Annotated in this window: 16 protein-coding genes; 4 read left to right on the top strand and 12 right to left on the bottom strand. The window is 72.7% G+C overall.

Annotated elements, in window-relative coordinates; genetic code table 11:
- Positions 1-194: 194 nt before the first annotated feature.
- The 3 genes from JF597_RS16735 to JF597_RS16725 all read right to left on the bottom strand — a co-directional run bounded on the left by JF597_RS16735 (position 195) and on the right by JF597_RS16725 (position 3,075).
- A complete protein-coding gene (locus tag JF597_RS16735) occupies positions 195-1,394 on the bottom strand; it encodes a glycoside hydrolase family 64 protein (protein WP_293995099.1) in 1,200 nt (399 codons plus the stop codon).
- 190 nt (positions 1,395-1,584) lie between these two features.
- Positions 1,585-2,340 (bottom strand): dienelactone hydrolase family protein, encoded by a 756-nt coding sequence (locus tag JF597_RS16730; RefSeq protein WP_293995096.1) that lies wholly within the window; start codon positions 2,338-2,340, stop codon positions 1,585-1,587.
- A gap of 114 nt (positions 2,341-2,454) precedes the next feature.
- Complete coding sequence (locus tag JF597_RS16725; protein WP_293995093.1) at positions 2,455-3,075, bottom strand: L-threonylcarbamoyladenylate synthase; 621 nt, start codon at positions 3,073-3,075, stop codon at positions 2,455-2,457.
- 541 nt (positions 3,076-3,616) lie between these two features.
- On the opposite strand from JF597_RS16725, the gene JF597_RS16720 reads away from it, so the two are divergent.
- Positions 3,617-5,146: a helix-turn-helix domain-containing protein gene (locus JF597_RS16720; protein ID WP_293995090.1), complete on the top strand. Its 1,530-nt coding sequence runs from the start codon at positions 3,617-3,619 to the stop codon at positions 5,144-5,146.
- A gap of 124 nt (positions 5,147-5,270) precedes the next feature.
- On the opposite strand, the gene JF597_RS16715 is transcribed toward JF597_RS16720, so the two are convergent.
- The 8 genes from JF597_RS16715 to JF597_RS16680 form a co-directional block, all read right to left on the bottom strand.
- Positions 5,271-6,503, bottom strand: coding sequence for a cytochrome P450 (locus tag JF597_RS16715; protein ID WP_293995087.1), 1,233 nt, complete (start codon positions 6,501-6,503; stop codon positions 5,271-5,273).
- Complete coding sequence (locus tag JF597_RS16710; protein ID WP_293995085.1) at positions 6,500-7,726, bottom strand: cytochrome P450; 1,227 nt, start codon at positions 7,724-7,726, stop codon at positions 6,500-6,502. The genes JF597_RS16715 and JF597_RS16710 overlap by 4 nt, the downstream gene beginning before the upstream one ends.
- Complete coding sequence (locus JF597_RS16705) at positions 7,723-8,346, bottom strand: ATP/GTP-binding protein (protein ID WP_293995082.1); 624 nt, start codon at positions 8,344-8,346, stop codon at positions 7,723-7,725. Before JF597_RS16705 ends, JF597_RS16710 begins: the two co-directional genes overlap by 4 nt.
- Positions 8,318-8,680: a DUF742 domain-containing protein gene (locus JF597_RS16700; protein WP_293995079.1), complete on the bottom strand. Its 363-nt coding sequence runs from the start codon at positions 8,678-8,680 to the stop codon at positions 8,318-8,320. The genes JF597_RS16705 and JF597_RS16700 overlap by 29 nt, the downstream gene beginning before the upstream one ends.
- Positions 8,677-9,099: a roadblock/LC7 domain-containing protein gene (locus tag JF597_RS16695; protein WP_293995077.1), complete on the bottom strand. Its 423-nt coding sequence runs from the start codon at positions 9,097-9,099 to the stop codon at positions 8,677-8,679. Before JF597_RS16695 ends, JF597_RS16700 begins: the two co-directional genes overlap by 4 nt.
- Positions 9,096-10,616 carry an ATP-binding protein gene (locus JF597_RS16690; protein WP_293995075.1) on the bottom strand — a complete coding sequence of 507 codons (1,521 nt, stop codon included), beginning with the start codon at positions 10,614-10,616 and terminating at the stop codon, positions 9,096-9,098. Before JF597_RS16690 ends, JF597_RS16695 begins: the two co-directional genes overlap by 4 nt.
- A gap of 216 nt (positions 10,617-10,832) precedes the next feature.
- Positions 10,833-12,080: a serine hydrolase domain-containing protein gene (locus tag JF597_RS16685; protein ID WP_293995073.1), complete on the bottom strand. Its 1,248-nt coding sequence runs from the start codon at positions 12,078-12,080 to the stop codon at positions 10,833-10,835.
- 212 nt (positions 12,081-12,292) lie between these two features.
- Positions 12,293-12,763: a hypothetical protein gene (locus JF597_RS16680; protein WP_293995071.1), complete on the bottom strand. Its 471-nt coding sequence runs from the start codon at positions 12,761-12,763 to the stop codon at positions 12,293-12,295.
- Positions 12,764-13,096: 333 nt separating this feature from the next.
- On the opposite strand from JF597_RS16680, the gene JF597_RS16675 reads away from it, so the two are divergent.
- On the top strand, positions 13,097-14,446 hold the full coding sequence (locus JF597_RS16675; protein ID WP_293995069.1) for a transaminase: 1,350 nt from the start codon (positions 13,097-13,099) through the stop codon (positions 14,444-14,446).
- Between the two features lie 42 nt (positions 14,447-14,488).
- Entirely contained in the window at positions 14,489-14,929 is a 441-nt protein-coding gene (locus JF597_RS16670; protein ID WP_293995112.1) for an Lrp/AsnC family transcriptional regulator, read from the top strand.
- Between the two features lie 28 nt (positions 14,930-14,957).
- Here JF597_RS16670 and JF597_RS16665 read toward each other — a convergent pair whose 3' ends face one another.
- On the bottom strand, positions 14,958-16,055 hold the full coding sequence (locus tag JF597_RS16665; protein WP_293995067.1) for a PP2C family protein-serine/threonine phosphatase: 1,098 nt from the start codon (positions 16,053-16,055) through the stop codon (positions 14,958-14,960).
- A 243-nt stretch (positions 16,056-16,298) separates the two neighbouring features.
- Between JF597_RS16665 and JF597_RS16660 the strand changes: the two genes are divergently transcribed.
- Positions 16,299-17,192 (top strand): GNAT family N-acetyltransferase, encoded by an 894-nt coding sequence (locus JF597_RS16660; RefSeq protein WP_293995065.1) that lies wholly within the window; start codon positions 16,299-16,301, stop codon positions 17,190-17,192.
- Positions 17,193-17,315: the final 123 nt, after the last annotated feature.

Below are 17,315 nucleotides of genomic sequence, written 5' to 3'. Positions count from 1 at the left end.
GCCTCCGGGTACGTGCAGAAGTCCTTCAGCCTCGGGTCCTACGCGGGCTCGACCGTCACCCTGAAGTTCAGCGGTGTCGAGGACTCCTCGCTCCAGACCAGCTTCGTCGTCGACGACACCGCCGTCACGACCGGCTGACGTACGGCAGTCGGGCGTCCCGCACTCGCGAGCCGGGTGCGGGACGCCCGCGTGGGTCAGCTCAGCGGGTCCAGCGTGAGGTACGCCTGCTGCGGACTGCCGTCGTTGACCAGCGACTCCTGGTTGCCGACGTCGTCGAAGGCGAAGGCGTACGCCTTGCCGTCGGCCATCTGGGCGTGGACGGCGCGCGCGTACTGGTTGGTCACGGAATCCTTGTAGAAGTCGGTCGGGTTGGTGTCCGGCTGGTTCGAACTCGTCAGCAGCGTGGACCGGTTGAAGCCCGCGCAGAGGGTGCGGGAGATCGGTCCGCGGACCTGGTCGTTGGGCGCGTCGAGCAGGTTGTGGCAGCCGAAGATGCTGTTCGCGTCCGGCTTCTGGAAGCTCGTCACCACCGCTCCGGCCGAGTTGGTGAAGTTCATGACGTTCCCCGAGACCCGGCCGTAGTACTTGGTGCCGGGCTGGTCGGCGAACGGCGTGACGGTCAGGGTCGACGTCGCGTACTTCGACCAGACCCGGTTGACGTAGTAGTCCATGACGGTCGAGGCGAGCGCCCCGGTCTCCACGCCGTAGAGCGGGGAGAGTGCGCGGAGCACGGTGCCGTCGGACCGGCTCTGGACCAGGTTGGCCCAGCCGCCCGGCTGTCCGCGCAGGGCGCTGAAGAACCCGCTGTAGCCGCCCGGCTTGAGGTGCCCGGTGTCGGCCGTGCTGCCGTCGGAGCGCTGCACCCCGACCGCGTACGGCACCGAGAACATGTCCACCTGGGTGCTGTTGATCCACAGACCCGAGTCGTTCAGCGTGTACTCGGACCAGTTGAAGAGGATGTTGCGGTTGGGGTCGCTCGGGTTCTGCACGGCGGGCTGCACCAGACCGCCGGTGGTCAGCCTGAAGTCGAGCTTCTGGCCGTAGGAGAAGTAGATCCGGCCGGAGAACTTCGGGATCCGGATCGTCTTCGACTGGCCCGCCGCCGGGCCCGTGATCGAGGCGTCCGGGGCCGGGGTCGGCGGGTTGCCGCCGGCCGGCCAGGCGTGGAAGGTGCCGTTCGCGTCGGCCCAGCCCTGCTGTCCCGAGGAGAGCTGGGTGCCGAGGTCGTAGACGTACACCTGGTCGCCGCGGCCGGAATTGTTGGTGATCTTCAGCGGGATCGTGTCCGGTACGGCCGCGCCGGCCGGCGCCGGAGTGCCCAGCGTGAGCACCCCGCCGATCAGCGCCGCAGCGGCCGCGAGCGGCAGCGCCCGGCGTGCGAGTCCTGTGCGCACTCTCCACCTCCGTGTGGGGTCGGGGTCGGCCCGGGAAATTGGTCCGGACCAAGTCTGAGAGCGCTCTCAGGTTGGCTGTGGGTCGGGTGCATGTCAATGGTGTGGACGAAATCAGGGGCCCGTCGGTCGACGGGCCCCGGAACCGGGTGGATCGGGATCCGGTGGATCCGGTGGAGCCGGATCGGGTGGATCAGAAGGTGCGCTTGAGCAGGTCGAGCAGGGCGGACCAGTGCCGCTCGTCGGCCTCGGCGGAGTAGGCGGGGGTGTCGGCCTGCGTGTAGCCGTGCGCGGCACCCGGGTAGATCTCGCAGGTGTTGCGGACCCCGGCGGCGTCGAGCGCCGCCTCGAAGATGCGGATCTGCTCCTCGGTCATCGACTGGTCCTGGTCGGCGAAGCCGAAGTAGAGCTCCGCGGTGATCCGGTCGGCCAGCAGGTGCGGGCTGTCCGCGTCGTCGGTGACCATCCGGCCGCCGTGGAAGCCGCCCGCGGCCGCGACCCGGTCCGGGAACGCGGCGGCGGTGCGCACCGCCAGCCGGGCGCCCATGCAGTAACCGGTGATCGCCACCGGCCCGTCGGCCACCAACGGGCTCGCGGCCAGCCAGTCCAGGTAGGCGGCCGAGTCCCGGTCGCTGAGCTCGGGCGTCAGCGACGTCATGATCGGCATGATCCGCTGCCAGATCGTCGGGTCCGCCGAGGGGTCGATGAACTCCGGGAGGTCGATGACCGGCGTGCGGCCGCTGCGGTGGAAGACGTTGGGGAGCAGGACCGTGTAGCCGGCCCCGGCGAGCCGGTCCGCCATCGACTTCAGGTGCGGACGGATTCCGAAGGCGTCCTGGTACAACAGCACGCCCGGGTGGGGGAGTCCGTCGGCGGGGTGGGCCAGGTAGGCGTCGGCGACACCGTCCGCGGTGGCGATGTCCACGTCGGTTCCCTGTACGGCGGTCATGGCGCAAGTGCCTCTCTGTGGAGTCGGCGTCGGGGTGGGGGACACCCGGCGCGGCATGTCCCGATCATCGTGGCACGCGAGGGTGGGGGAGTCGTGGACGGGGGATCCTCGAGTTCACTCGAAGCGGGAGGTGTCGCCCGCGCCCCGGCGGACGATCTCCGCCTCGCCGCCGGAGAAGTCGATGACCGTGGTCGGCTCGGTGCCGCACTCCCCGGAGTCGACCACCGCGTCCACCTGGTGGTCCAGCCGGTCCTTGATCTCCCAGCCCTGGGTCAGCGGCTCCTCCTCGTCCGGCAGCAGCAGGGTGCTGGAGAGCAGCGGCTCGCCCATTTCCGCCAGCAGCGCCTGGGTCACCACGTGGTCGGGGATGCGGACGCCGACGGTCTTCTTCTTCGGGTGCAGCAGCTTGCGCGGCACCTCCCGGGTCGCCGGAAGGATGAAGGTGTAGCTGCCGGGCGTCGACGCCTTCACGGCCCGGAACACGTCGTTGTCCACGCGCACGAACTGGCCGAGCTGCGCGAAGTCCCGGCACATCAACGTGAAGTGGTGCCGGTCGTCCAGATGCCGGATGGTGCGGATCCGGTCGATGCCGTCACGGCTGCCGAGCTGGCAGCCCAGCGCGTAGCAGGAGTCGGTCGGATATGCGATGAGCGACCCCGAGCGGACCGCGTCGGCGATCTGCGAGATGCTGCGCGGCTGCGGGTTGTCGGGGTGCACGTCGAAGTACTTGGCCATCTGCCGAGCTTATGCCGTACGGCGACTTCCGGCCGACCGGAGCGCTGCGCTGGACGTACCGCGACATGCCGTCCGCCGTCCGCGGCGCCGTCGCGGCTGGTCGCGCAGTTCCCCGCGCCCTTTGGGGTCGGTGGCGGATCGCCGTCTGTCTGCGGCGCGGTCGTGGCTGGTTGCGCAGTTCCCTGCGCCCTTTGGGGTCGGTGGCGGATCGCCGTCTGTCTGCGGCGCGGTTGGGGCTGGTTGTGTGGTTCCGCCCCCGGCCGAAGGCTGGGGGTACCCCCAGTGCCCCGAAGGGGCGCTGCGCTCGGTGTCGGGATGCGTGCGGGCCGGAAATCGGTGTGCATACCCGGTGGATTCCTGGGCAGCCGAAGAATCAGCCACCCCGGGACCCACCCCCCGGCCCCGGGTGAGGCTTTCTCCGTCGGCGGCCCTTCCCCCGAGGGCCGCCGGCGGAGCCGTGCCCGCCGGTCGGGACCGGGCCCCGTCCATCGGGTAACGTCCGTGGACCGAGGCCGACGTGAGGGACGAGGGGCAGGGCGAGATGGCAGGCCGAGCAGGCGAGGGCCCGCAGCCCCCGGTACTCCACGGCGACGGCTGGGCCGAGCAGCTCCTCGACCATCTGCGTCCCGGCGCCCGCGACCCGCGCCGGGTCGTCGCCTGGCTCGCCGGCGCCGTGCAGGGGACCGTCTGCCTCCAGGACGCCGGCGGCACCCTGCTCGCCGGGACCCCGGTCGCCCTCGACGCGGGTCTCGCAGCCGACGTGATCGCCGGGCGGATCTCCGCCGCCGCCGTCCAGGACGGCGACCGCCACCTGCGGCTGGTCGCGGTCCGCGCCCCCGACCCCCGGCCGACGGCCGCCGGACTGCTCGCCGTGGCCCGCGCGGCCCCCTTCGACCGGCGCGCCGCGGAGATCGTCACCCACACCGCCGGAGTCGTCGAACTCCTGCTGCGCGAGCGGGAGCTGACGGCCGCCGGGCACCGGCTCCGGCGGGCCACCGCCGACCTGCGCCTGGCCATCCTGCAACTCCTGATGGTGGAGGACACCGTCTCCGCCCGCCGCGTCGCCGCCGGCCTGTGGCCCGGACTGCTCGACACCGACAGCGCCTGCGTGTACATCGTCGAGGGGCAGCCGGCGGAACGCGACGGCCTCGCCGAGGACTGCCTCGTCGTGACCCGCGGCCAGGCCCTCGTCGTGCGCTGTCCCGCGATGGACGGCCACGTCATCGTCCTCAGCCCCGCGCCGGCGACGGCCGAGCGGCTGCGCTCCCTCGTCGACGGCCGCCCCGGCACCTTCCTCGGCGGCAGCGTCCGGCAGAACCTGGCCCAGACGTCCACCGCCTACGGCCAGGCCGTCAGCGCCCTCGCCGTCGCCCGCTTCCGCCCCGACCAGGCCGCCGTCTACGCCGAACGCACCCATCCGGAACGGCTGATGGACCCGGCCGCGCTGCACGCCTGGTCCGCCGCCGTGCTGCGGCCGCTCGACGCCCTGCCCCACCACACCCGCGCGGAACTCCTCGCCACCACCCGCCTGGGCCTGGAGTTCACCGCCGTCAGCGCGGCCAAGGTCCTCGGCGTCAGCCGCAACACCGTGCGCGCCCGCATGGACCGGGTCGAGACGCTGCTGGGCGCGGACTTCTCCGACCTCACCGTGCGTGCCGCCGCCCATCTGGCCCTCAACACCCAGGCGGTCCTGACGGAGGGTCTCGCCGCCGCGGTGCCCCGGCCCTCCGGCGTCCGGCTGGTCGACCTGCTGGCCGGTCCGGCGCTGCGGGCCTGGGCGCACGACCTCCTGGACCGGCTGGTCCGGGACGGTCGCGACCTGCGCGGCACCCTGCGTGCCTGGATCGCCGCCGGCGGCAACGCCGAACGCGCCGCCCACGACCTGGGCGTGCACGCCCAGACCGTCCGCGAACACGTGCGGGGCGCCGAACCCGTCCTGGAACGCCAGCTGCTGGCCACCGGCACCGACCTGTACGAGGTGGTGCTCGCCCATCTCGCCCTCGGGGACCTCGCCGTACCCGTCCTGCTCCGGTCGAATCCGGGCCAACCGGACTCACCTGTGCACGGGTGAGTCCTCGGCGGGTACGAACGGGCATCGGCGCGATACCCAACGGCCGGATCCGGACGTATGTTCACGATGCGCGGGGGCACGATCGGAACGGGGGACCGGTCGACGCCCCCGCGACCTCCGTTTTTCACGCCTCAAGACGTACCGGGATCTCCTGCCAGCCGCACGCGATGAACGACGGCACCTGCCGCAGCTCGTCCGCCCCGACACCGAGCCGCAGCCCCGGGAACCGCTCGAACAGCGCGGGCAGCGCGGCCAGCGCCTCCGCCCGGGCCAGCGGCGCGCCGATGCAGCGGTGCACGCCGATCCCGAACGCCAGGTGGTCGTCGCCACCCCGAGCGGCGTCGAACGCTGCCGCGTCCGGCCCGTAGTGCGCCGGGTCCAGGCCGGCCGCCGCGAACGTCGTGATGATCGCGTCCCCGGCGGGAATCGCGACGTCCCCGACCTTCAGGTCGCTCACCGCGAACCGCAGCGGCAGCGAGGCGATGGACGGATGCACCCGCAGCGTCTCGTCGATCACCGCGTCCCAGCCGACCGCCCCGGCGCGCACGGCGGCCAGCTGCACCGGGTCCGTCAGCAGCGCCACGACCGCGTTGCCGATGAGGTTGACCGTGGTCTCGAAGCCGGCCCCGATCACCAGCAGCAGCGTGTACAGGAGTTCCTCGTCGCTGAGCCGGTCGCCGTCCTCGTCACGGACCCGGATCAGCTCCGTGGTCATGTCGTCGCCCGGATGCTCCACCTTGTACGCGATCAGCCCGCCGAGGACCGTGCCGATCCGCTCCTGCACGAACGCGGCGTGCTCGGGGGTCGGGTCGGAGGTGTCCATGATGGCCGCGATCAGCCCACCGGTGTCGTCCCGCATCCCGTCGGGCACCCCGAACAGTTCGCAGATCATCCGCATGGGCAGCGGCTGCGCCAGCGCGGCCCGCAGATCCACCACCGCCCCGTCGGCCCCGGCATCCGCGACGCCGTCGAGCAGCTCCGCGGCGATCGCCGTGACACGCGGCCGCATCGCCTCGGTACGGCGGTGGGTGAAGCTCGGCGCCACCAGCTTGCGCAGCCGGGTGTGGTCGGGGCCGTACGCGGAGAGCATGTTGACCACGCCGATCCAGCCCAGCACCCAGCCCCAGGAGGGGTGTTCGCCGATCTCCGGCCAGAGCCGCCAGTGCCTGCGCGGGTCCTTGCTGACCCGGGGATCGAGGATCAGTTCCCTGAGGACGTCGTAGCCGGTCGGCGCCCAGGCGGGTATGCCGCCGGGCAGTTCGACGGGCACCACGGGGCCGAGGGCGCGCAACCGCGCGCTCTCCGCCGGGATGTCGGAGCCGAACGGGTCGAGAGCGATGCGGTCGGTGACGGTCACGACGACTCTCCAGGCTGGTCGGGGGAGCGGGGACTGAACCGGACGGGCAGCGAGGTCAGCGAGCGGTGGAACGGGCCGGGCCGCCAGCTGAGCCTCTCGCGGGGCAGGACCGGTTCGAGGTCGGGCAGCCACAGGGTGAGCTGTTCGATCGCCTCGGTCGCGATGAGCAGCGCGTGGTGCCGGACCGGGCAGGCGTGCGGTCCCGCGCCCCACGACAGGTGCGAGGCGTCCGCGGCGTGCCGGCCGCTCGTGACCTCCCGCTCGGCGAACAGCCCCACGGCACCGAAGGAGACCACCACCGGGATCGCCGGCCTGACCCACCCCCCGTGGAAGGAGACCGGCCGACGGGCGTAGTAGATGCCGTAGTTGGCCAGCGGGGTCTCGTGGTGCAGCACCTCGATCACCGCGTCCATGACCGGACGGGCGCCGCTGGTCAGCGTGGAGTAGTACAGCGGGTTGCCGAGTATCCGGGAGAGCGCGTTGGAGACGAGGTTCGTGCTCGGCTCGTAGCCGGCGCCGAGGGTGAGGAAGACCTGCCAGGTGACCTCCTCCGGGGTCAGCTCGGCGGGATGGTCCAGGAGCATGCTCGGCAGGTCCTCGCCGCGCTCCTCGACCTTGGCGGCGACCAGCCGCAGCACGTAGTCGGCGTACTCGGCCTCGCCCTCGGCGGCCTGCGGGCCGCCCTCCATCATCTTCAGGACGCCCTCGTTGAGCCGGTCGCCCTGGCTGTCCGGCAGCCCGAACAGGTTGTTGAAGACCAGCGCCATCAGCGGCCGGGTGAAGTCGACGACGAGATCCGCCTCGCCCTTGGGCCCGAACCGGTCGACCAGCAGCCGCACCGCCCGGTGCACCAGCTGACGCAGGTCGTGCGGCTCGATCAGGTCGAACACGTCGATGAGGGTGGTGCGGTAGCGGATGTGCGCGTCGGCGTCGGAGAACAGGGCGTTGGGCCGCCAGCGCATCATGCCGAGCAGCGGGGAGTCCTCGGGGACGGTCGCCTCCCAGTCCCGCGGGTCGTGCGAGAAGGTCTCCACGTCCCGCAGCACGTCGAGGGCGGCACGCCGCTCGGTGACCACGTACGCGGGCGTGCCCGGTGCGAGCTCCGCCCAGCCGACCGGGCCTTGGGCGCGCAGGGCCGCGTAGTAGCCGTGCGGGTTGCGGGCGAACCCGTCCTCCCACAGCCGTACCGGCCCCGAGACGGTGAAGGACTGCTGTGCGGTCATCGGGCCTCCGCCGGCCGGTGGTCGATCAGATGCTGGACGAGGGCGAGCAGCGCGTCGACCGAGGAGTGCCCGTCCCGGGCGTCGCAGGTCACCATCGGGGTGCCCGGCGCCAGGTCCAGGGCGGCGCGCAGCTGGTCGCCCGTGTAGTGGCTCGGCGCGTCGGGAAACGCGTTGAAGGCGACCGCGTACGGCAGCCCCGCCTCCTCCACCAGACCGAGCACGTCGAAGGAGGCGTCGATGCGGCGGCTGTCGACCAGGACCAGGGCGCCGAGAGCGCCGTGGGAGATGTCGTCCCACAGCGTCCGGAACCGGTCCTGCCCCGGTGTCCCGAACAGGTACAGCACGATCCCGCCGGACAGGCTGATCCGCCCGAAGTCGATGGCGACGGTCGTCGTCTGCTTCTCCCGTACCCCGTCGAGATCGTCGACGGGGACGGAAGCCTCGGTGAGGTGCTCCTCGGTGTGCAGCGGGCGGATCTCCGACACCGAGTCGATCAGGGTCGTCTTGCCCACCCCGAACGGCCCCGTGACCAGGATCTTGACCAGGTCGCGGGCGCTTTCGGGGAGATGGGGGCCGCCCCCGCGGGGCAGCTCACCGGTGCTTGAGGGCGCGGAGGCCATCGGCCACTCTCTTCAGCAGGTCGGGGTCGAACCGTTCGGCGGGCGGGATCGGCGCGCGGGCCAGGACCAGGTCCCGGTCGACGAGGTCGGCGGCCAGCACCCGCACGGCGGAGAACGGCAGCCGCAGCAGCGCCGCCGCCTCCACCACCGTCAGCGCGCCGCCGGACAGCAGTTCCAGCAGGGCCTGTTCGGCCGTCGGCAGACCGGCGGGCAGGGGAGTCCCGTCACGGCTGAGCACCGTCAGCCGTTCCAGGTGCGGACGGCTGGGCCGGGCCACCCCGCCGGTCGACAGGTACGCGGGGACCAGGGGACGGCCGCCACGGCGGCCGGTCATGCCGGCGCGCCGCCGTCGGAGCCTCTGGGCGCGGTCGCCATCGCCTTCTCGCCCAGCCGGGCCACCTGCGAGTGCACCCGGTGCGCCAGCAGGTCCAGGCGCACCTCCGGGTCGCCGTAGGCGGCGACGCAGGTGCCGTGATCGGTCGGCACGATCAGCACGTACCCGTGGTCCGACTCGATGACCACCTGCCGTACGTCGGCCCGGTCCCGGTCCGCGAAGGCGGCCGCCGCGGCCCGGCAGGCGCCCTGCACGGTGCTGGTGATCGCGGCGACCCGCTCGGCGCTCGCCCGGGACAGGCCGTCGGTGTAGCCGGTGGCGAGGCCGTCCCGGGTGAGCAGGACGGCGGCCAGTACATGCGGAACCTGCAGGACGGGGTCCAGCACCCATGCCGTCTCGCCCACATCGCGGCTGGTCATCTGGCCGTTCCTCCTTCGTCGTCGGTCCGCTGGGGTTCGGGCGCGTCGGCCCGCTTGGGGGCCCGCGCCGCCGCGGTGCCGTACTGCAGGGCCGCGAGCGCGGCGGCCGCCTCCTCGGGCCGGCGCGGGGCGGGCTGCGGCTGCGGCGCGCCGGGTGCGGCGGCCGGGGTACGACGGCGCCGCTGCGGCAGACCGCCCAGGTGCTCCGGGTCCGTACGGCCGGGGGCAGGGGTGCGTGCGTGCTCGGTCTCCGGCCCGGACCGGACCGGGGGCGGCTCGGTGGCCGCCGGAGACCCGGCCGGCGCGATCTCGGGCCCGGGGGTCGCGGGCACAGGCGTCCCGGGCTCGGGGGTCCCGGGCGCGGGCGCCTCGGGTACGGCTCCCTCGCGTACCGGCGTCGTGCGCGCAGCGGCCTCGCGCACCGGTTCCCCGCGCCCCACGCGCTCCCGGGTCGAGCGCGGCGCGCTCGCCGAGGGGGGCCGTTCGCCCGGGTCGATCCGGCCGATCAGGTGGCTGTCCACCCGCAGCACCGCGCGCACCCCGCCGTAGGGCGAGGGGGAGGAGACGTCGACGTTCAGGGCGAACTGGCGGGTGAGCTGGCCGATCGCGGCCAGGCCCATGCGCGGCGGGTCGCCGAGGTCGGTCAGCAGGATCGGGTCGCTGCCTGCCACCAGTCGCTGGGCGCGGGCCCGTTCGTCCTGTGTCATGCCGAGGCCCGCGTCGTCCACGGTCACGCACACCCCGTGGTGGACGTGCTCCAGATTGACCACGACGTCGGTGTCCGGCGCCGAGTGGCGCAGCGCGTTGTCGAGGAGTTCGGCGACGATGATGGCGACCGGTTCCACCGCGTGCGACACCAGCGCGGTGCCCGGCTCCAGGTGGTTGTGGACCCGGACCCGGTGGTAGCCGGAGAGCCGCGCCTGGCCGCCGGTGACGGCGTCCACCACGTGGGACTCCTCGCGGGCCAGCCCCACCCAGGCCCCGCACACCACGGCCGCGACCTGCGCCCGCCGCAGCGACTGCTCGTTCTCGTGGTCCAGCGCGAACAGCGTCTGCGCCAACTCCGGTTCGTCGTAGCGCTGCTGGAGCCCCCGCAGGGCGTCCTGAAGGCGGTACAGGGCGGCCTGGATCTCCCGGGTGGCGCCGCGCATCCCGGCCTGCGCGGCCGCGTCGATCCTGACGCGCTGCGCGGTCAGCTCCTCGCGCAGCGCGGTGAGCACGTACTCCAGCGCGATCCCGGTGGGCGTCCCGGGGGTGTGCTGCCCGGCCGGGCCGGGGACCCTCAGGTGCGGGTGGACGAGCTGGGCCGCGGCCGCGGGCATCCGGCGGGCGGCGAGATGCTCGACCTCGGTGACGAACGCGCCCTCGGCGCCCTCCAGCCTGGCGCGCAACTCCGTCACCTGGGCCCGCAGTGCGGCCTTCTGCCGCCGGGACCTCAGCAGGCTGCCGCCGAGAACGAGCGCGCAGAGCGTTCCGGCGGCGAGACCACCGGCCACCAGGTCCGGTAATTCGATCATGGAATCGGTTTCCAGGGGAGTAGGGCAGCAGTGGGCAGGGGGGAGCCCGGGGCCCTCCCATGTGGCGCTCGCTGCACAGTACACACCGTCATTGACCGGCCTCGCACGGTGAATCGTTACATCGCTGCGAATCCGTTCGGTGGCTGTTCGCTTCTGTGTCAAGTGTCGGAAATGCCGTATGGGAAACGTGAGTTGAGGCTCCACGCCCGGGTGGTGTCAGCGGGTGGCGGAGGCCGGTGCGGGGAGGGCGAAGACGTGGGCCGGGGAGATGATCCGGGTGAGCGCCTCGCCGAACAGGGTGCTGGGCTCGATGTCGTCCTTGGGGCTGATGTCGGTGTTGAGCAGCACGACCACGGTCGTCCGGGTCGACGGCAGATGGACGGTCAGGGACTCGTAGCCCGGCAGCGAGCCGTTGTGCCCGATCCACCCCTGGACGTCGAAGATGCCGAGGCCGTACCCGGCACCCCGGACGCCGGTCGACGGAGTGGTCAGCCGCTGCCTCTGGACGGCCGGACCGACCATGGTCCTGCCGTCGGGGAAGATGCCGGTGGCCACGGTGCGTGCCCAGGTGCGCAGATCGTCGAGGTCCGAGATCATCGCGCCGGCGGCCCAGCCCCAGGACGGGTTCCAGTCGGCGGTCTCCTCGACCTGCCCGGTGGCCGTCTGGTTCGTGTACCCTTGGGCGTGCGGGGCGGGGAACTCGTTCCCGGTCGGGAACAGGGTGCGGCTCATGCCTGCCGGTTCCAGGACGTGCTGTTCGAGGTAGTCGCCGAGCCGCTGTCCGCTCTCCTTCTCGACGAGCAGGCCGAGCAGGATCAGATTGGTGTTGGAGTAGGAGAACTTCTCCCCGGGGCGGAACAGCGCCGGGTGCCTGAAGGCGTACCCGAGCAGCTGCCGCGGAGTGAAGGAGCGCTGCGGATCCGAGGTCAGCGCCTTGAAGAAGTCCGCGTCCTCCGAGTAGTTGAACAGTCCGCTGCGCATCCCCGCCAGGTCCCGGAGGGTGATCCGGTCGCCGCCGGGCACGCCGTCGAGGTACTTGCCGATGGGGTCGTCCAGGCCGACCCTGCCCTGGTCGACCAGTTGCAGCACGGCGGTCACGGTGAACGTCTTGGTCTCGCTGCCGATCCGCATGTACAGATCGGGCGACATCGTCTGCCCGGTCGCCTTGTTCGCGACCCCGAAGGAGCGAACGTAGTCGCGCTGCCCGGGTGTCCAGACGCCGACGGTGACGCCGGGCACGTCCGCCTCGCGCATGACGTGCTGTACGGTCGCGTCGAGTTGGCGGGCGACCGCCGGGGTCATCGTACGGACGTCCGCGCTGCCGGGCGACGAGGGGGCGGGCGACGGCGCGGCGGACACGGCCGGGGCGGGGGCGGGCGCCGCGACGACGGGCGGCACGGTGAGCGCCCCCAGCGCGACGGCGATCGCGGCCCCTCGGCGCAGCACGGCGGACGGGTACGGCATGGGCTGACTCCAAGCACGTGAGAGGGACCGTGCGGTGGGGTCGGACGTCAGAACCCTGACTTCACAGGATACGAGCAGGGGTGCGAAGCCGCCCGCCGGCCACGGGCCGCCGCAACGCGCGCAGGGCGGGCGGACGGGCCCGGTCGGGGGTGCGCTTGGGGGGTGCGCTCACCCGCCCCCGCCGTCCTCGTCCTTTCGCCCCGCCGCCGACCTCACTGCTCCTCGCACACCGGCCGCAGCGCCGCCAGGGTGCCGTTGGCCTCGCGCAGCGCCGACTCCAGCGTGGCCGGCCTGTGCAGCGCACCGCTGCCGTCGGGCGGCACCAGCCACTCCAGGCACCGCGTGGGCCGGTACGGCGGCGGTACGGCGACCCACGCGCCCTTGGTCGCGTACCGCAGGCCGCCGCCGATCCAGCCGCCGGACGGGTCGGGCGGCAGGAAGAACCCGACCCGGCGCGCCGCGGTGTCCACCAGGGTCGGCCCGGGCACCGGCAGGGACGGCCGCCACAGCAGGTCCAGTGTGAGCAGCCCGAGCCGGTCCGGCACGCTCAGCACGTCCCAGAAGCGCCCCGCCTCCAGCAGCGACACGCCCTCACCGTGGTCCCACTCCCACTTGCACGCCCGGGGATCCGCCGACGCCGCCGCGAGCCATTCCACACCCTGCATCCACATCCTGTTCGTCATGCGCCGCTCCGGGATATCTCGCTCACCTGTTCCGCGTGCAGGGGAACGACCGAGACCGGGCACTCGGCGCGTCCGCACGCCAACCCGGCATATGCATGCTGGTAGATATTTCTAACTGGCGGAAGGGGTGGCGAACCCTGGCGTTTGAGGGCGAATGTTCGAACACTGCACAGCGGTACGGGTGTTGCTCAAAACGGAAGATGTCGCCTGACCGGCGCATACGCTCGATTCAGTCGTCGTGACAATCGATTCGAGCGTCACACCTTGATTCGGGGGCGATATCAGTCGTACTCTCCCGTCATTCCGCCGTCACCGCTCGACCAGGAGTACTCCATGGATCGCACCCGACTGCACGCCCTGCTGGCCCGCGAGAGCGCCGAGGCCGAGCGGCGAAACCCCCGCTCCCGAGCGGCATATGCCGATGCCGGCCACCTCTTCGGCCGGGTCCCGATGACGTGGATGAACAAGACCGCCGGCGCCTTCCCGCGGTACCTGGCGACCGCCCGCGGTGCCCGGGTCACCGACGTCGACGGGCACACGTACATCGACTTCTGCCTCGGCGACACCGGCGCGATGGCCGGTCACTCGCCGGCCGCTGTGACCGAGGCGGTGCACCGCCGGTTCGCCGAGCTGGGCGGGGCCACCGCGATGCTGCCCACGGAGGACGCGGAGTGGGTCGGCGCCGAGCTGACCCGACGCTTCGGGCCGGCCCGCTGGAGCTTCTCGCTGACCGCGACGGACGCCAACCGGTGGGCGATCCGGCTCGCCCGCGCCGTCACCGGGCGCCCGAAGATCCTGGTGAACAGCTACAGCTACCACGGCAGCGTCGACGAGTCCCTCATCGTCGTCGGCCCCGACGGCAAGGGAGCGCCCCGCCCCGGGAACGTCGGCGCGCCCTGCGACGTCACCCTGACCAGCCGGGTCGCCGAGTTCAACGACCTGGACCAGCTGGAGCGCGAACTCGCCCACGGCGACGTGGCGGCCGTCCTCATGGAACCCGCCCTCACCAACATCGGCATCGTCCTGCCCGAGCCCGGCTACCTGGAGGGTGTGCGCGCCCTCACCCGGCAGTACGGCACGCTGCTGATCAACGACGAGACGCACACCTTCTCGGCGGGCCCCGGCGGCTGCACCGCCGCGTGGGGCCTGGAGCCCGACCTGCTCACCATCGGCAAGGCCATCGGCGGCGGCATCCCGGCCGGCGCCTACGGCCTCTCCGCCGACCTCGCCGAGCGCCTCCTCGCCCGCGACGACCTGGACCTGGTGGACATGGGCGGCGTCGGTGGCACCCTCGCCGGAAACGCGCTCTCCATGGCGGCGACCCGGGCCACCCTGGAGCACGTGCTCACCGACGAGGCGTTCGAGCACATGGCACGGCTCTCCGCGCGCTTCGAGTCCGGCGTCCGCGCCGCCGTCGAGGCGCACGGCCTGCCCTGGTCGGTCAGCCGCCTCGGCGCCCGCACCGAGTACCGCTTCGCCTCCCCGGCCCCGCGCACCGGCACCGCGTCCGAGGCCGCCGCCGACCCCGAGCTGGAGGACTTCCTGCACCTCTACCTCGCCAACCGGGGCATCCTCCTCACCCCCTTCCACAACATGGCCCTCATGTGCCCCGACACCACCGAGCAGGACGTCGACACCCACACCGCCGTGTTCGGCGCCGCCGTGCTCGAACTGGCCGGCTGAGGACGAGGGGAAGAGACGAGGAAGGGGAGGGACATGGTGCACATGGACGACATCGACCGGGCCATCCTGCGCGAACTCCAGGCCGACGGCCGTATCGCCTACGCCGACCTCGGCCCCAGGGTCGGTCTCTCCGCCTCCGCGGCCCGGCAGCGGCTGCAGCGGCTGCTGGACTCCCGGGCCGTGCAGGTGGTCGGCGTCACCGACCCGATGGCCATGGGCGGCCAGGCGATGGCCCTGCTCGGCATCGGCGTGGACGGCGACCCCCGTGCGGTGGCCGACGCGCTCGCCGGTCATCCCGCGGTGGTGTACTCCGTCTTCACCTCGGGCGGCTTCGACCTGTTCGCCGAGGTGGTCACGCCCGGCCCGAAGGACCTGCTCGACTTCGTCAACGACGTGGTCAGGCCGATCGAGGGCGTCCGCGAGGTGAGGCCCTTCCCGTACTTCGGCATCCACACCCACCGGTTCCTGTGGGAGGTGGGCTGAGCGTCCGGCCGGCGGCGGTGCCCGGACCTCAGCCGATGGCCGGGGTCAGGACCAGCATGGTGGCGTCGTCCCGCACCTCGTAATGGCGGGTCAGGTCCGTCCACACCAGTTCGGTGAGCGCGGCCGCGTCCACGCCCGCGAACCCGGCGAGCCGCGCCGGCAGTGGATAGAAGCCCCCGCTCCGGTCGCGTGCCTCCCAGACGCCGTCCGAGGCGAGGAACAGCCGGTCGCAGGGCCCCAGCTCCACCGTGACCTCCTTCGCCCGCTCCACTCCCACCAGCCCCAGCCCCAGCGGCGCCCCGGGAGCGACGGCCACTTCCTGGGCCTGCCCGTCCCGCAGCAGGACGGGCGCCGGGTGACCGCAGGCCACGATCCGCACGGTCCGCAGATCGGCGGAGAACTCCAGCAGCAGGGCTGTGGCGAACAGCTCCGCGTGCGGGACGTCGGCCGAGTCCACCGTCAGCCTGCGGTCCATCCGTGCCGCCACCGACTCCAGGTCCTCCCGGTCGAGCACCGCCTCCCGGAACGTGCCGAGCAGCGACACCACCGTGGCGACGGCGGCCAGCCCGTGCCCCCGTACGTCCCCCATCACCGCCCGGACCCCGTACGGGCCGTCCCGCACGTCGAAGAAATCCCCGCCGACCAGCGTCCCGTGCTGCGCGGCCCGGTACAGCCCCACGCACCCCACCGCGCCGACCCGTTCCGGCAGCGGCGGCAGTACGGCCCGCTGCACCGCCTCGCCCACCGCCCGCTCGGTGAGCAGCTGGGCGTCGCGGTGACTGCGCACGTAGGACACGAAGATGCTCAGTAGCGCCACGAAGGTGACCGTGAGCAGGTCGGTGTCGCCGGGACGGTTCAGGTGGGTGGCGGGCACGTTGAGCAGCAGCACCACCAGGCAGCTGAGGACGGCGGTCGCCAGCGGGCCGTAGGAGAGGACGGCCAGCGGCGGGATGGCGCCGAGGAGGAAACCGAAGTCGCGCCCGTCGGGGCTGATCAGCGTCGCCGCCGTCACGACCCCGAGCAGGGCGACGGGCAGCACCCGGACCCAGCGTGGCGGCGGCGCACCCTGCAACCAGCCACGACCGTCCCGGTAGTCACGCGACGACCAGCCGCGCACCGAAGTCACATCCCTAAGCTACGCCCGTGAGCGGTCGCCGCACCTGTCCCGATCTTGAAATGCCCGCGGGGAAAACCCGTGGACGCGTCGGTGCCCGGCCCTCTAACGTGTGACCGCACGCCCAGGACCGGACGGAAGGAGGCGAGTGCGATGTCCCAGACACCCATCCCGCGCTCCCTCCCCGTTTCCCGGGCGTGACAGGTCAGAGCTGACCCGGGAGCGCTCCCCGTAGCACGCATCCCGGAGGAATCCGTGACCGATCCGGTCATCCGTACGCTCGACGACAGCACCGCCCATCTCTTCGACGACCTGCCCGACCCGCTGCGCATGCGGGAGAAGCACCAGCGCATCCGATTCCGCCCCGACTGGCAGCGCGTCGCCCTGCGCGACGGACGCGTGGTCGCCCGGGCCGCCTGGTGGGGCGCTCCCGGGGCCACCGAGCCGCTCGTGATCAACTGGTTCGACGTGGCCGAGGGCGAGGAGGAGGCCGGCGCCGAGCTGCTGCGCGGCGCGCCCTGGCAGGTCGAGGAACTGGAGCTCGACCTGCCCACGGGCTGGCACGGCGTGCCCGACCTGCGCACCGCCGCCGAGACCCGCTTCACCGCCGCCCGCAAGGCGGGCTTCGAGCTCCTGGTGGAGCGCTACAACTACCGCTGGACCCCCGACTGCGGCCTGCCCGAACGCCCCGGCCGGCTCCTCTTCACCCCCGAACCCGACGACGGGGTGTTCTTCGACGCGCTGCGCCGCATCCACTCCGTCACCCTGGACGCCCACGCCCTTCGCGCCATCGAGCAGGGCGGAGTGGACCAGGCGGCCCAGGAGGAGATGGACTTCTTCCACTGGATGCCCTCGCCCCGCGAATGGTGGCAGATCGGCCGCACGCCCGACGGCGAGCCGGTCGGCATCCACATCCCCGGGCGCAACCCGGGAGGACCCTGCATCGGGTTCATCGGCGTCCTGCCCGAGCAGCGCGGGCACGGCTACGCCTACGACCTGCTCGTGGAGTGCACGCACTTCCTCGTCGAACAGGGCGCCGAAGCCATCGCCGCCGCCACCGACCAGGGCAACACCCCCATGGCCGCACACTTCGCCAGGGCCGGATACCCCGTCGTCCGGGAGCGGGTGAACTTCTGGGCGATGCCCTGACTGCGCCCCGGGGGCGCGGGGCCGTACGGCATGTGCGGCAGCGTGGGGGCCGGCCGCGCAGTTCCCCGCGCCCCTTCAGGGGCGCGGGGAACTGCGCGAGCAACCACGACGGCGCCGCGGCCG

It is taken from the genome of Streptomyces sp., assembly GCF_019510245.1.
GTDB lineage: Bacteria > Actinomycetota > Actinomycetes > Streptomycetales > Streptomycetaceae > Streptomyces.
This window is presented reverse-complemented; position numbering and strand designations above follow the sequence as displayed.

Coding starts and splice junctions, on each gene's coding strand:
- JF597_RS16675 (WP_293995069.1), top strand. CDS start 13,097: ATGGATCGCACCCGACTGCACGCCCTGCTGGCCCGCGAGAGCGCCGAG.
- JF597_RS16725 (WP_293995093.1), bottom strand. CDS start 3,075: ATGGCCAAGTACTTCGACGTGCACCCCGACAACCCGCAGCCGCGCAGC.
- JF597_RS16720 (WP_293995090.1), top strand. CDS start 3,617: ATGGCAGGCCGAGCAGGCGAGGGCCCGCAGCCCCCGGTACTCCACGGC.
- JF597_RS16695 (WP_293995077.1), bottom strand. CDS start 9,099: ATGACCAGCCGCGATGTGGGCGAGACGGCATGGGTGCTGGACCCCGTC.
- JF597_RS16670 (WP_293995112.1), top strand. CDS start 14,489: ATGGACGACATCGACCGGGCCATCCTGCGCGAACTCCAGGCCGACGGC.
- JF597_RS16700 (WP_293995079.1), bottom strand. CDS start 8,680: ATGACCGGCCGCCGTGGCGGCCGTCCCCTGGTCCCCGCGTACCTGTCG.
- JF597_RS16710 (WP_293995085.1), bottom strand. CDS start 7,726: ATGACCGCACAGCAGTCCTTCACCGTCTCGGGGCCGGTACGGCTGTGG.
- JF597_RS16680 (WP_293995071.1), bottom strand. CDS start 12,763: ATGACGAACAGGATGTGGATGCAGGGTGTGGAATGGCTCGCGGCGGCG.
- JF597_RS16685 (WP_293995073.1), bottom strand. CDS start 12,080: ATGCCGTACCCGTCCGCCGTGCTGCGCCGAGGGGCCGCGATCGCCGTC.
- JF597_RS16730 (WP_293995096.1), bottom strand. CDS start 2,340: ATGACCGCCGTACAGGGAACCGACGTGGACATCGCCACCGCGGACGGT.
- JF597_RS16690 (WP_293995075.1), bottom strand. CDS start 10,616: ATGATCGAATTACCGGACCTGGTGGCCGGTGGTCTCGCCGCCGGAACG.
- JF597_RS16705 (WP_293995082.1), bottom strand. CDS start 8,346: ATGGCCTCCGCGCCCTCAAGCACCGGTGAGCTGCCCCGCGGGGGCGGC.